This is a genomic window from Belnapia arida, assembly GCF_016773205.1.
Taxonomy (GTDB): domain Bacteria; phylum Pseudomonadota; class Alphaproteobacteria; order Acetobacterales; family Acetobacteraceae; genus Belnapia; species Belnapia arida.
Genome location: NZ_JAETWB010000011.1, coordinates 19,061 through 33,159, shown reverse-complemented (window position 1 = coordinate 33,159; position 14,099 = coordinate 19,061). Strand labels below are relative to the sequence as shown.

Sequence of the window (14,099 nt, the reverse complement as noted above, 5' to 3'; positions counted from 1 at the left end):
ACCGCCACCGACACGGCCGGCGCGACCGCCACCGACACCTTCAACCTGGTCATCAGCCCCGAGGAGGAAGAGCCGGCGGCACCGATCCTGATCCAGGCTGAGACAGGTCAGGTCACGCTGGCGGCCGCGGCAGACACCCAAAGCACGCAGATCCGGGATCCAAGCAATCGGGAAAGCAACCCCGATTTGCCGAACGGCCTCCGCCCCGGCTTCACCGGCACGGGCTACCTCGACTTCGGCAATGACGGCGGCGACCGCGTCACCTACACCGTCCAGATCGAGACGGCAGGCACATACACGCTCAACGTGCGCTACGCCTCCGCCCCGTTCAACGGGGCTGACCGCTCCCTCGCCATTGCCGTCAACAACGGCACCCCAACCACAATCCCCTTCCCGAGCACCGGCCCGGGCACCGGACCGGTCGCTGAGCAGGGCTTCAACGTCTGGGGTACCCTGACCCAGACCGTGACCCTCCAGGCCGGCACCAACACCATCTCCTTCGCCATCCCCGCCGGTGCCACTTCCGGCCCCAACCTCGACAGCCTCGAGATCGTCCCGGTTGGGACTCCGCTCGACTCCACCGCCGATGCGGACGGCAACCTCTTCCTTTCCGGGCCAGATGAGCCGCTCAACCAGACGGGCGCCGCCTCCATCAACTTCAATGTTGCCGGCCGCGACGCCGACATCGTCAAGACCGAGATCAGCTTTGACGGCGGCACCACCCGCACCACTGTCCTGCCCGATGCCGACGGCGACTTCGTCTTCAACGGCTCCGCCCTGCCCGCCGGCACCAGCACCGCCACCATCATCGTCACCGACGCCGCCGGCAACGAGGCCGAGGCCACGACACCCGTCACTATCGGCGGCACGACCGGAACACCCTTCCAGCTCACCATCCAGGCCGAAACCTTCGTTATCAGCGACAACACGGGCACTGGCTCGGCTCTTACCCAGAAGCGCGAGGTTGGGAACACGGGCAGCGGCTTCACGGCTCCTACCCGCGACCTGAACGGCGATGGCCTCTGGGACGGCATCACCGGCAGCGGCTACATGGACATGGGCGGCAATGCCGGCGATGCCGTGAGCTTCGGCGTTACGGCCCCCACCGCCGGCACCTACACCCTGTCCTTCCGTTACAGCAACGGCGGTAACGACAGCGCGCCGCGCCCCATGACCCTCAGCGTGGGCGGTCAGACCCAGACCATCGCCTTCACCAGCACCGGCGTCGATGGCTGGGACAACTGGGCAACCGCCACCGTCACCGTTCAGCTCGCCGCGGGCCAGAACACCATCTCGCTCGCCAACAATGGCACCAACGGACCCAATATCGACAGCGTCACCATCGCCAGCGAAGGCACCACGCCTGTCGACACGCGTGACCAGCTGACCTTCGAGCCGGTGGTCAAGATCAACTTCCAGCCGGCGCCCGGGCAGACGCAGAACGGGCTGCCCGCCGGCTATGTCACGCCGGCCGGATATCTTGCCGATACCGGAGAGGGTTTCGGCAACCGGGGCAACGGCTTCAGCTATGGCTGGGTGACCGAGGCGAGCGTCGCCGACGGCACGGCAAACGGCACCATCGCCGCGGCGCAGCCGGCGAATGCGCATTGGTACAAGAACATCGCCACCAATGCGTCGGATCTGCAGAAGACCTACGCACACTTCGAATTGCCTGGCACGGGCACCGCGGGCGCGCGGGCCTGGGAGATGGCGCTGGCGAACGGCACCTATCAGGTGAAGATGTCGATCGGCGACACGGCCGGCGCATTCGACAGTACCTATCGCGTCAATCTGGAAGGTGCGCAGGCCGGCGCGGCCTGGGTGCCGGCCAATCCCGGCGGCAACGGCGCGCAGACCGGCGGCGGTTTCCGCTCCACCCTCGTCACCCGCATCGTGCAGGTGACGGACGGGCGGCTGACCATCGACTCGATCGGCGGCACCAACACCGAGATCCAGTATCTCGAGATCGAGCGCGTGCCTGACCTCACGCCACAGGACTCACGCACGGCCGACCTGGACTACTCCTTCTTCGTCGCCCCCGTAGCCTCCTACCTGAACGAGCAGGTCTCCATTGCCATCGGCGAGAATGGCTCGCTGCCGACGGGCATCAACCCCAACTCCGCACTGGTGGTTGGCGTCAATGTGCAGGCGCCCGACCATCGCGGGCCGAACATCGCCCATGTGGACAACGTCAAGCTGGTCGAGACACTGACCGGCCAGGAGGTGGCGATCACCGTCCAGATCAGCGGCGGCGCGGACAGCCTTACCATCCGCCCGACCCAGCCGCTGAAGGAGAACACCAGTTACACGCTGAAGGTCGAGGACGTGCTCGACCTCGGCGGCATCGAGAACCCGACGGCGCCGCTGCACCAGATGCAGGACCTGACGACGACCTTCGTCACCGGCACCGCTCCGGTGGAGACCGCCCGCGAGGTCGCCTTCACCACCCAGATGTTGCTGGACGGCTTCACCGATGGGGCCGGTGGCTTCACCACGGTGGAGTTCGGGCCGGACGGCAAGCTCTATGTGGCGACCATCACCGGGGAGATCTATCGCTGGGCCGTCAACTCCGACGGCTCCATCGACAAGGGTTCGAAGGAGAGCCTGATCCTCGATTACTTCAGCCAAGGCGCGGATCGGCGTGGCATCATCGGCTTCACCTTCGACCCGGAGAATCCGAATACCATCTGGGTGAGCGACAACTACCCGATTCCGCGGGAGAATAAGGCGTTCGATACGCCAGAGTTCTCCGGCCGCATCAGCAAGATCACGCTTGGGACCAATGGCTCCTTCACCGGCGCGACGGCCGAGGCCTATGTCACCGGCCTGCCGCGCTCGGGTGGAGACCATGTGACCAACAGCCTGGAGTTCCGCGCCAACCCGAATGCGGGCGCTGCGGGCGAGCCCGCCTATCTGCTCTACCTGTCCCAGGGTTCGAACTCGGCGGCAGGCAGCCCGGATGGCGCCTGGGGCAATCGGCCCGAGCGGCTGCTGAACGCGGCCGTGCTGGAGATCGATCCGCGACGCGATGCGCCGGGGGCGGGCTTCGACGTGCGGACGGAGCCGGTCAGCGCTCCAACCACGACCAATCCGGCCTCGAGCTTCAATGCGAACGGCACCTATCCGGGCTTCTACAACCCCTTCGCCCCGGATGCGGTTCTCAAGATCTTCGCCACCGGCATCCGCAACGCCTATGACCTGGTCTGGCACTCGAACGGCCAGCTCTACGCGCCGACCAACGGCACGGCATCCGGCGGCAGGACACCGGACGACCCGGCCCAGGCGGGCAGCCAGGTCATCAGCAACTCGCCCAAGCAATACGACTATCTCTTCACAGTTGAGGAGGGCAAGTACTACGGCCATCCCAACCCGCTGCGCGGCACCTACGTGCTCAACGGCGGCAACCCCACTGGCGGCATCGACCCGAACGAGGTGACGGACCGGAAGGACGGCAACCCGAACACCGACGGCTATGATGTCGGCGTGCTGCCGGACGAGAACTACGACCTCGATGGCACCTACAACCTTGGCTACAACCAGTCGCCGAATGGCGCGACCGAGTACAAGGGCAATGCCTTCGGCGCCAACCTGAAGGGCGCGATCCTGATCGCGCAGTTCTCGACCGGCGACAATGTCCGTGTGATCCGCGTCGGCAGCGACGGCAAGATCGTCGGCGACGACGTGCTGCGCCGGCCGGACGGCTCCATCATCGACGACTACATCGACCCGCTCGACATCATCGAGAACCCGGTCACCGGCCAGCTCTACCTGATGACGCTGAACCGCGGGACCGGCGCCAGCCAGCTCGTGCTGCTCACCCCCGCCCCAGGCGGCGTGACGCAGGACGTGACGGCCGACGAGGGCGGCAACCTGGCCATCGCCGTGGCGAATGCCAGCAACCCGGCCGCTGTCGTCTTCCAGGTGAGCGGCCTCGACACCGACATCACCGCACTCCGTGTCCGCATCGGCACCGGCCCGCAGCAGACGGTGACGCTGGACGCGAACAGCCGCTTCACGCTCGACCTGAGCACGCAGAGCGGACCGGTTGCCATCCAGCTCGAGGTCACAGACGACGCGCAGAACCGCGCGACGAGCACCGCGACCTTCACGCCGGGCAGCAATCCGGGCGGCGGAACCGGCGACCTCGTCTCGCTCGCCGTGATCCAGGCGGAGGACGTGACGCCGAATGACGGCACCTCCGTCAGCGTCTCGACCGGCGGCGCCGCGCAGATCCAGATCCGCACCACGGCCAACCCCGAGAGCGGCAACGATCTCGTCGGCGGCCTTCGCCCCGGCGCCTTCGGTCTCGACGGGAACACCAACAACACCGATGGCGTCGCCGGCGGCTATGCCGATTTCGGTGCGACGGTGGGCGATCTGCTAACCTTCAACATTACCGTCCCGGAGGATCAGATCGGCTCGGGCCTGATCCGCGTGCGGTACGGCAACGGCGGCACGGCGGACCGTCCGCTCCAGGTGCTGGTGAACGGTGCGAGCGTCGGCACATTCGGCTTCAGCCCGCCGCCGGGCGTAACCGGCACCGCGGCCTGGTCGACCTGGCAGGTGATCGAGATCCCGGCGAACCTCATCGCCGGCACCAACACCGTCACCTTCCGCCAGACCACCGCGGCCGGGCCGAACATCGACCAGATCGAGGTGCTCGCGCCGCAGCCGACGGCGCCGGGCGGAAACTCCTACGCCTACTACGAGGCCGAGGCGGCAGCGCTCTCCGGCGCCGTGGTGGTGACGCAGGACCGCAATCAGGAGGGCACCGGCTATGTCGACTTCGACGGGGCCGGCGACCAGTCCATCACCTGGACGGTGAACTCCACGACGGCCGGCGCCTTCGAGATCGCCTTCCGCTATGCCCTCGCTACGACCAAAGGCGACAGGCCGCTGGCGCTGACGGTGAATGGCGTCAACCTCGGCCCGGTCAGCTTCCCGGGCTTCAGCAACGCCGCCGAGGATCAGTGGCAGTTCCAGACCACGGTGGTGAACCTCGTCGCCGGCGCCAACACGATCCGGCTGACGGCACCGAATGCGGTCGGGCCGAATATCGACCAGCTCCGCGTGGCGACGGGCGCGAGTTCCGGCCCCTTCACGCCGGACTACGTCGCGGTCGATGGCGAGACGCGGATCCAGCTCGAGCAGACGGCGGATGACAGCACCCGCATCCTGAACAGCCAGAATGTCGAGTTCTACTTCACGGTGGACGAGGACGGCCTTTATGCCTTCGACCTCGCCGCCAATGCCGGGGCGCCGAACGGGCAGGGGTTGAACCTCTACCTCAACGGGGCGCTGGTGGAGAACATGGCTTTCCCCACCACGGGCGAGCAGACGACCTTCCTCGCACTCGAGGCCGGGACGCAATACCAGCTCCGCGTCGCCTCCACTGCGCCGGGCGCCAACGCGATCGACTATCTCGACATCCGGCCGATGCCGGCCGATGCCAATGCCGACATCGCGGTGCAGAGCCTCGACCCGGCCTTCTTCGACAACCGGCTGCACTTCAACTACCTGCAGAACCCGAGTTCCAGCAACCCGGACCGCGACTTCAAGGAGAGCGGTACGGTCCGCATCACCAATACCGGTACCTCGCCGCTCTCGGTGCTCGATGCGGAGGTCAACGGACCCTTCGTGCTGGCGAACCCGGCGATCTTCAACGGTCTGACGCTGGCGGCGGGCCAGTCCATCAACGTGACCGTGCTGTTCAACCGCGCGGCCTACACGCCGCCGACGAGCAATGTGGATGCGACCTCGACCGTCTTCGAAGGCTCCATCCGCCTCGTCACCAACGATGCCGACAGCCCGGTGGCGACGATCGACCTCGCCGGCTTCTGGCAGGCCCGCGATGAGGGCGGACAGGAGCCCAATGTCAACGAGGTCTGGAAGGTCTTCGGTTTCGGCAACGTCATCGAGGGGCTGACAACCTCGGGCGGCGGCGAGAACTCGACCCTCAACGACTTCGACCTCTATCGCTCCTCCGATGCGACCGAGGTGCTCTCGCCCTATTGGCGGATCGCCGATGGCGTGACCCAGGTCAAGGTCACCCATATCGCCGCCTTCCATGGCGATGGGGGCGCCACCTTCCATATCCATAACCCGGGCAACAAGGGGCAGAATGTCCAGCTCTACAACCACGGCGGCACCCAGAACCAGTCCATCCTGCCGCTGATCAGCGGCACCAGCTTCGCCACCGCTACTTTCGACGCGGCTCGGATCCCGGACGGCTGGACTGGTAACGACGTGTTCGGCATGTCGATCGCCGGCCTTTCAACCGATCCACGACTGAACGAAGAGGGTGGCGGCACGCGGCCAGCCGGCACCGAGAACCTGGAGCGCGGCTACACCCACCGCATCTTCCAGGCCGTGGACAAGGCCGGAAACATCATCCCGAACGTCTATCTCGGGATCATGGACTACACGGGCATCAACTACGACTACAACGACAACATGGTCGTCATTGAGGGCATCGCGCCGGTCGGCTTCGGCCAGGTGCTGAGCGTGACGGGCCTCGACGATGCGGCGGCCGACCAGCGGCTGGTCTTCACCAACATCGACACTCCGGCCAATGCCAGCCAGGCCTTCCGCAACGAGGCGGTGGTCACCCTCCGCAATGACGGCTTCTCGGCACTCAGCATCAGCGGCATCACGGTCGGCGACCCATCGGCCTTCCAGATCGTCGGCACGGTGCCGGGCACGATCGCGGCCGGCGGCACGGCGAATGTCACCGTGCGCTTCATCGGTACGCATGCCGGCACCACCGCCGGCGCGCAGCTCTACGAGAGCACCCTCACCATCCAGTCGAACGACTCGGTGAACGGGCCGCGGGTGATCACCCTTGCGGGCCTTGCGCAGGAGTTCTCCGAGAGAGACTCGGAGCCGACCGTGGCGCAGATCGTCGATGCCTTCGGCTACGGCACCGACATGGCGCAGGATGAGCTGGCAGGTGGCGGCGTGGTCGAGACCGTCGGCGACGAGGTGCTGCTGCCCTACATGCAGCGCCTCGACACCACCAAGCCGATTGAGGTCATCCAGCTCGCCGCCTTCCTGAACCAGGGCAACGTGGCGCGGCTCGGCTTCCATGGCCTGCAATCCGCGCAGGTGACACCGCTCTTCGCCAATGACGACCAGCAGGGCCAGACGGTGCTGCCGGATGCGCTGGTGGCGGGCGCCGGGGCGGGGGCGAATGTCGCCCGCGCCACCATCAACCAGAACGGCCCCTTCGGCCTCTACATCTCGGTCGATGGCAGGCCGACCTACTCCTCCTGGTCGGATCCGAAGATCAACAATGTCGATCCGAATATCGGCCAGCTGGTGGGTGACAACCAGGGCCACCTGATCCGCTTCTTCCAGGCTCTGGATGCGAGCGGCAAGGTGATCCCCGGCACCTTCATCGGCATCCAAGATTATCCGGGCGCAGGCAACTACGATTACAACGACCATATGTTCGTCATCAAGAACGTCCAGACCTACAGCCCGGCCGGGCGGGAGGATGCGAACAGCGACGGCGTGATCGACGCGCTGCAGGTGGATGCCGATAACGACGGCACGGTGAACTTCTTCGACACGGCCGGGGGTAACCCGCCGGGCGGACAGGCACCGTTCAGCGGGACGCCTGTTGCGGTTGGGTCGGCGCCGGTGACGATCGGGGCGGCGCAGTTCGACCTCGGCGGCCAGGGCGTGGCCTACAACGACACCACGCCCAACGTTGACGAGGGCGGCACCGCGGGCCGCAACGAGGGCGCCGACGTGGTCGGCAACAACCAGGCCCTTGGCTGGATCTCGAACGGCGAGTGGGTCGAGTACACCGTCAACGTCCAGCAGGCCGGGCGCTACGACCTGGTCTTCAGGGCCGCAACCCCCGACCCCGGCCGGACCATCACCGCCCGCGTCGAGCAGAACGGCGCCGTCTACGAGACCAGCAACACCGTCGCCGTGGTCGATACCAACAGCTACACCGTCTTCGCCAACAGCCAGGCGACGCAACTCGACCTCAACGCCGGCGTGCAGACGATCCGCCTGACCTTCAACGGCGGGGCCTTCGACCTGCAATCCTTCACCCTCGACCGGGCCAACACCGCACCGGTCGCGGCGCAGCCGCTCGCCAGCCAGGCGGCCACCCAAGGGCAGGCCTTTACCTACGCCCTGCCCGCAGGAACCTTCACCGACGCGGATGGCGATGCGCTGACCTACTCGGCAACCGGACTGCCGCAAGGCCTGACCATCAACACCGCCGGCGTCATCACCGGCACCCCCACCGCAGCCGGCACCTACACCATCGGCGTCATCGCCTCCGACGGCACCGCCAACGCAACCGCCAACCTCGCCCTCACCGTCGCACCCTCCACGCCAACGCCAACCAACCAAACACCCTTCGGGGGAACGGCGCCGTCCTTCGTCAACAATGCGCTGACGGTGGATGCCTCCAACTACGACCAGGGCGGGCAAGGGATCGCCTTCAACGACAATGCCGGCAAGGCAGGCGGCAACACCACCTTCCGGCCGGCCGACGGGGTGGAGACCGTCGGGACGGAGAACGACATCGGCTACGTGCTGCCGGGCGAGTGGGTCGAGTACACCATCAACGTGCCGCAGAGCGGCACCTACCGCCTGAGCCTCAATGCGAAGACGCCGCTGGCCAACGCCACGGTCGCGGTTTCGCTCGGGCAGGCGGCGCCGCTTGCCACGGTGGCGCTGCAGGATGGCGGCACCAGCTTCGGCACGGCGCCCTTCCAGGCATCGGCGCCGGTCGACCTCACCCTGCCGGCGGGCCAGCAGACGATCCGCCTGACCTTCAACGGCACGCCGCAGGCCGACTCGCCCTATCTGCTGGATCTGCGGTCGTTGACCTTCAACTACGTCCAGACGCCGCCCGCAGGGGGGCAGCAATCGCCTTTCGGTGGGACGCCTGTTGCGGTTGGGTCGGCGCCGGTGACGATCGGGGCGGCGCAGTTCGACCTCGGCGGCCAGGGCGTGGCCTACAACGACACCACGCCCAACGTTGACGAGGGCGGCACCGCGGGCCGCAACGAGGGCGCCGACGTGGTCGGCAACAACCAGGCCCTTGGCTGGATCTCGAACGGCGAGTGGGTCGAGTACACCGTCAACGTCCAGCAGGCCGGGCGCTACGACCTGGTCTTCAGGGCCGCAACCCCCGACCCCGGCCGGACCATCACCGCCCGCGTCGAGCAGAACGGCGCCGTCTACGAGACCAGCAACACCGTCGCCGTGGTCGATACCAACAGCTACACCGTCTTCGCCAACAGCCAGGCGACGCAACTCGACCTCAACGCCGGCGTGCAGACGATCCGCCTGACCTTCAACGGCGGGGCCTTCGACCTGCAATCCTTCACCCTCGACCGGGCCAACACCGCACCGGTCGCGGCGCAGCCGCTCGCCAGCCAGGCGGCCACCCAAGGGCAGGCCTTTACCTACGCCCTGCCCGCAGGAACCTTCACCGACGCGGATGGCGATGCGCTGACCTACTCGGCAACCGGACTGCCGCAAGGCCTGACCATCAACACCGCCGGCGTCATCACCGGCACCCCCACCGCAGCCGGCACCTACACCATCGGCGTCATCGCCTCCGACGGCACCGCCAACGCAACCGCCAACCTCGCCCTCACCGTCGCACCCTCCACGCCAACGCCAACCAACCAGACACCCTTCGGGGCGGCACCGATCGCGGTCGGCGCCTCGCCGATCTCGATCGCTGCAACGCAGTTCGACCTCGGCGGCCAGGGCGTGGCCTATAACGACACCACGCCCAACACCGACCAGGGCGGCACCGCGGGCCGCAACGAGGGTGTCGACGTGGTCGGCAACAACCAGGCCATCGGCTGGATCGCGAACGGCGAGTGGGTCGAGTACACCGTCAACGTCCAGCAGGCCGGGCGCTACAACCTGGTCTTCAATGCCGCAACCCTCGACCCGGGCCGGACCATCACCGCCAGCTCCGAGCGGAACGGCACAGTCTACGAGACCAGCAACACCGTCGCCGTGGTCGATACCAACAGCTACACCGCCTTTGCCCTCACCCAGGCGGCGCAGCTCGACCTCGACGCCGGTGTCCAGACCGTTCGGCTGACCTTCAATGGCGGACCGCTGGACCTGCAGTCCTTCAACTTCGCCTTCGTGCCGCCTGACGGCCAGGGCCCCGTTTCCGGCACGCCGGCCGTGATCGGGGCGGCGCCGGTGGTGATCAACGCCACCCAGTTCGACGTCGGTGGCCAGGGCGTGGCCTTCAGCGACACCACGCCCAACCTCGACGAGGGTGGCACCGCGGGCCGCAACGAGGGCGTCGATGTGGTTGGTAACAATCAGGCCATCGGCTGGGTCTCGAACAACGAGTGGGTCGAGTACACCGTCAACGTGCAGCAGGCCGGGCGCTATGCCCTCAGCTTCAATACGGCGACGCCCGACCCGGGCCGCAGCATCTCCGCCACCTTCACGCAGAACGGCACCGTCTACGAGACCAGCGGCGCGGTCGCGGTGCCGGATACCAACAGCTACACGACCTTCGCCACCGGCCAGGCGGTGCAGGTCGACCTCAGCGCCGGGGTGCAGACGATCCGCCTGACCTTCAATGGCGGTCCCTTCGATCTGCAATCCTTCCGGCTTGCGCAGACCGCGGCGGCCCCGGCCACGCTACGCTCCTTCGCCGCGGAGGAAGGGTTCACCTTCGATGCCTTCGCCGCGAGGCAGGCACCGGTGACGATGCTGGCGGAGCCGCAGGGCCCCGACGGCATTCCCGAGCCGGAAACCACGGCGGAGACGACCGCACTGCCGGAGGCGCCGGCAACCCTGCCGATCCTGGTGCTCGACGAGGCGGAGCCGCGCAGCTTCGAGGCGACCTGATCCGGTCGGCCGGCCTGGCGCGTCCAGGCCGGCCGACACCCTTTTCCATCCTTTCGCTCCGTCCCGAGGCGCCCTCACCATGGCCAGCCCGTCTCCCATGCTGCCCGCCAGCGTGTTCCGATCCTGCCGCGGCGCCTTCCTCTGCGTCGCGCTGCTGAGCGGGCTCATTAACCTGCTGACCCTCTCGGGCTCCATTTTCATGCTCGAGGTTTACGACCGGGTCCTGCCGAGCCGCTCGATCCCGACACTGGTCGGTCTCTGCCTCGTGCTGCTGCTGCTCTACGCCTTCCAGGGCGTCTTCGACATGATTCGCGGCCGCATCCTCGCGCGGGTGGGCGCCGCGCTGGACGAGGAGCTGAGCCAACCCGTCTTCCGCTCCAACCTGCGCGCCTCGGTCACCTCGCCGAAGGCCGGCGAAGGGCAGCAGGCGATGCGGGACCTCGACCAGCTCCGCGCCTTCCTCGCCGGCAGCGGCCCGGGTGCGCTGTTCGACCTGCCCTGGATGCCGCTCTATCTCGCTGTCTGCTTCGGTTTCCATTTCTGGATCGGGATGGTGGCGCTGGCCGGGGCGCTGCTGCTGGTGACCTTCACCCTGATGACCGAATTGCTGACCCGCAGCGCCACGCGCGAGGCCGTGAAGGCGGCAGGCCTTCGCAACACCATCGCCGAGGGCGCCCGGCGCAATGCCGAGGCGGTGCAGGCACTCGGCATGGCCGGACGGCTCGCGCGGCGCTGGGGCCTGGCGAACGGCCTCTACCTGCGGCACCAGCAGCGCACCTCGGATGTCGCCGGCGGCTTCGGCGCCGTTTCCAAGGTGCTGCGGATGCTGCTGCAATCGGCGGTGCTGGCGGTCGGCGCCTATCTGGTGATCGCGGGCGAGGTGAGTGGCGGCGTCATGATTGCCGCCTCCATCCTCACATCGCGCGCCCTGGCCCCGGTCGAACTGGCCATCGCCAACTGGAAGGGCTTCGCCACCGCCCGGCAGGGCGCGCGTCGCCTTTCGACGTTGCTGCAGGCCACGACGCCGCAGGGCGATCCGATGGCCTTGCCGGCTCCCCGCAAATCCCTGGTGGTAGAGCAGGCGAGCAGCGGCGCGCCGGGCACCCAGCGGCCGCTGATCCATGAGGTCGCCTTCCAGCTTCCTGCCGGCAGCGGTCTCGGCGTCATTGGCCCGAGCGCCTCCGGCAAGTCCTCGCTTGCCCGCATGCTGGTCGGGGTCTGGCCGGCCTGGCGGGGAAAGGTGCGGCTGGACGGGGCGGCGCTGGAACATTGGCTGCCGGAAGATCTCGGCCGGCATATCGGCTACCTGCCCCAGGATGTGGAGCTGTTCGCTGGCACCGTCGCGCAGAACATCGCCCGCTTCGAGGAGGAGGCCGATCCGGGCGCGATCATCGCCGCCGCCACCGCAGCCGATGTCCATGAGATGATCCTGCGCCTGCCCGAAGGCTACGACACGCAGATCGGCGAAGCCGGTGCCGCGCTCTCGGGCGGGCAGCGCCAGCGCATCGGCCTGGCCCGCGCGCTTTACGGCAATCCCTTCCTGGTGGTGCTGGACGAGCCGAACTCCAATCTCGACACCGAGGGCGAGCAGGCCCTTACCCAGGCAATCCTCGGCGTTCGCGCACGGGGCGGGATCGTCATCGTCATCGCCCACCGGCCGAGCGCCCTCGCCGGCGTCAACCTCGTCATGGTCCTGAACGAGGGGCGGGTGCAGGGCATCGGGCCGCGGGACGAGGTGCTGAACAAGGTGCTGCGTCCGGTGCCGGTCGGGCCCGAGCCAAGGCCCGCAACAGCCGTCTCGCTGGTCAGGCCGGCCGTCAGTGCAGGAGCAGCATCATGATCCTCCGTCCCGTCTCAGAGGCGCGCCGCTCAATCCGTCGCCATGGCCGCGTCGCCCTTGCCTCCGGCATCCTGCTGGTGGGTGGCCTTGGCGGCTGGTCGGTCGCCACGGAGATCTCTGGCGCGGTGGCGGCGCCCGGCAGCGTCGTCGTCGAAAGCAATGCGAAGAAGGTGCAGCACCCGACCGGCGGCGTGGTCGGCCAGATCCTGGCGCGGGATGGCGACCGCGTGCGGGCCGGCGATGTGGTCATCCGGCTCGACGAGACGGTGGCACGGGCGAATGTCGCCATGCTGACGAAGGGCCTTGGCGAGCTGGCGGCACGGCAGGCACGGCTCGAGGCGGAGCGTGACGGGCGGGAGGCGATGTCCCCCCTACCGGATGAGCTTGGCCCGGAGGCCTATGCCCAGTGGCGAAGCGAGGCGCGGCTCTTCGAGAACCGGCGCCAGTCGCGCGACGGGCAGAAGGCGCAGCTGCGCGAGCGCATCTCCCAGCTTGACGAGCAGATCGCCGGCCTTCGCCTGCAGGGCGCGGCGAAGGCCGATGAGATCAGGCTCATCCAGGAGGAACTCCATGCGGTCGAGCACCTCTGGCGACAGAACCTGGTGGCGATGAACCGGGTGACGCTGCTGCGCCGCGAGGAGACGCGGCTGCGCGGGGAGCATGGGCAGATCCTTTCCGGCATGGCTCAGGCCAGGGGGCGGGTCAGCGAGACGCAGCTGCAGATCCTGCAGATCGACCAGGATCTCCGCAGCGAGACGGGGAAGGAGTTGCGCGAAGTCGAGGCCCGCATGGCCGAAATGGTGGAACGCCGCGTCGCCGCCGAGGACCAGCTTCGCCGCATCGATATCCGGGCCCCGCAGGACGGCATCGTCTACCAGGCCGCAGTGCACACGGTCGGTGGCGTGATCGCACCGGGCGAGCAGCTGATGCTGATCATGCCTGAAGCCGACGCCCTGACCATCGAGGTCAAGGTGGCGCCGCAGGATATCGATCAGCTCCTGCCAGGGCAGGATACCATGCTGCGCCTCTCCGCCCTGAATCAGCGGACCACGCCGGAGCTGCGCGGCCAGGTCCGGCTGATCGCCGCCGATCTCATGACCGACCAGCGCTCCGGATTGCAGTATTATCCCGTGCGGATCGCCATCGCTGAGGGCGAGGAGGAGCGGCTGGGTGCCGCAAGGCTGGTGCCCGGCATGCCGGTCGAGAGCTTCATCCGCACCGGTGACCGGACGGTGCTGTCCTACCTGACCAAGCCCGTCTCGGATTACTTCACCCGAGCCTTCCGGGAGGAGTGAGGAAGCGCCGCATCGATTGCGGCAAAAGGTCCAGGGCCTGCGGGATCATTGGTGCCGCAGGCCACGTCCAGTTGGAAGTTGTGCCTGGCATGTCGGGCCGGGTG

The 14,099-nt window shown here is 67.7% G+C and carries 3 protein-coding genes; all 3 read left to right on the top strand.

The features are described 5' to 3' along the window. Positions 1–186 precede the first annotated feature (186 nt). The 3 genes from JMJ56_RS19050 to JMJ56_RS19040 all read left to right on the top strand — a co-directional run bounded on the left by JMJ56_RS19050 (position 187) and on the right by JMJ56_RS19040 (position 13,995). Positions 187–10,860, top strand: coding sequence for a carbohydrate-binding protein (locus JMJ56_RS19050; protein WP_236037996.1), 10,674 nt, complete (start codon positions 187–189; stop codon positions 10,858–10,860). A 79-nt stretch (positions 10,861–10,939) separates the two neighbouring features. Then, positions 10,940–12,700 (top strand): type I secretion system permease/ATPase, encoded by a 1,761-nt coding sequence (locus tag JMJ56_RS19045; RefSeq protein WP_202833358.1) that lies wholly within the window; start codon positions 10,940–10,942, stop codon positions 12,698–12,700. Continuing rightward, positions 12,697–13,995 (top strand): HlyD family type I secretion periplasmic adaptor subunit, encoded by a 1,299-nt coding sequence (locus tag JMJ56_RS19040; protein WP_202833357.1) that lies wholly within the window; start codon positions 12,697–12,699, stop codon positions 13,993–13,995. The genes JMJ56_RS19045 and JMJ56_RS19040 overlap by 4 nt, the downstream gene beginning before the upstream one ends. Positions 13,996–14,099: the final 104 nt, after the last annotated feature.